Annotated in this window: 1 protein-coding gene; it reads right to left on the bottom strand. The window is 67.7% G+C overall.

The features are described from left to right. Positions 1–46 precede the first annotated feature (46 nt). Complete coding sequence (locus tag E1265_RS36220; RefSeq protein ID WP_132935174.1) at positions 47–1315, bottom strand: IS256 family transposase; 1269 nt, start codon at positions 1313–1315, stop codon at positions 47–49. Positions 1316–1456 lie beyond the last annotated feature (141 nt).

Below are 1456 nucleotides of genomic sequence, written 5' to 3'. Positions count from 1 at the left end.
GTAATTCGTCTGTTTGGTCTATAGATTTCTTATTATGCCGATCAGCCTACACTCGTCCGGCGGTCAGTCGGCCGTCGAAGAGGAGGTCGAACTCGTTGAGGGCGCTCTTCCAGCGGTTGTTCCAGCGCTGACGGCCACGTCCGGTGGGGTCGAGGGCGAGGGTGGCCAGGTAGAGGCGTTTGAGGGCGGCCTGCTCGTTGGGGAAGTGTCCGCAGGCCTGGGCCGCGCGCCGGTAGCGGGCGTTGAGGGACTCGATGGCGTTGGTGGTGTAGACGACCTGGCGGATGGCGTCGGGCAGGCCGAGGAAGGGCACGAACTCGCTCCAAGCACGCTCCCAGATCCCCGTGATCGAGGGGTACTTCCCGCCCCACGTCTCGCCGAACTCGGCCAGCCGCGCACGGGCCTGGTCCTCGTTGACGGCCGTGTAGACGGGCTTGAGGTCCCGGGCGACGTCGGCCCAGTCGCGGCGGGAGGAGTACCGCAGGCTGGCCCGGATGAGGTGGACGACACAGGTCTGCACGACGGTGGCCGGCCAGACGGTGTTCACCGCCTCGGGCAGGGCTGTCAGGCCGTCGCAGACCAACATCAGCACATCGCGCACGCCTCTGTTCTTGATCTCGGTCAGGACCATCTGCCAGTACTTCGCGCCCTCGCCGCCCTGCCCGGCCCACAGGCCGAGGATCTCCCGGTAGCCGTCGGCGGTGACCGCGACGGCCACGTAGACGGGCCGGTTGGCGACCTGACCATCACGGATCTTCACGTGCACGGCGTCGATGAAGACGACCGGGTAGACCGCGTCCAACGGCCTCGTACGCCACTCCGCCATCGACTCCAGGGCCTTGTCGGTGATCGTGGAGATGGTCTCCTTCGTCGTCGTCATGCCGTACGTCTGGGCGAGGTGAGCGACGATCTCCCCGGAGGTCAGTCCCTTCGCGGTCAGCGACAGGACCAGCTCGTCCAACGCGCCCGTGCGGCGGGCGTACCTCGGCAGAACCCGGGGCTGGAAGGTGCCCAGCCGGTCCCTCGGGACCCGCACCGTGACGGGGCCGACCTCGGTCATCACCTTCTTGCTCCGGTAGCCGTTGCGCATGTTCCCGCCCGAGCGCGACCCACGCCCGCCGACGCGGCCGGCCTCCTCAGCCAGATGCTGATCCATCTCGGCCTCCAAGGCCGCCTGCATCAGATGCCGGGCCAGCTCGGGCAGCAGCCCGCCCTCACCCATCAGCCGCAGACCCTCTCCGCGGACCTTCTCGGCCGCCAGCGCGGCCAGCTCCTCCAACAACTCGCTGGACAGACCGTTGGGCGACACCGGCATCGACTTCACGTCGGTACCCTCAGCGCTCCCGCCTACCTCGGCAAGCGACACGCCGCCAGCCGTCTCGATCAGGCGATCAGTCGTCGTACTCATCAGGTGACTCCTTCGGGGAGATCCACACCTGATTCATGACACTCCCGC

The sequence above is a fragment of the Streptomyces sp. 8K308 genome (assembly GCF_004348315.1).
In the GTDB taxonomy this organism is placed as follows: domain Bacteria; phylum Actinomycetota; class Actinomycetes; order Streptomycetales; family Streptomycetaceae; genus Streptomyces.
This window is presented reverse-complemented; position numbering and strand designations above follow the sequence as displayed.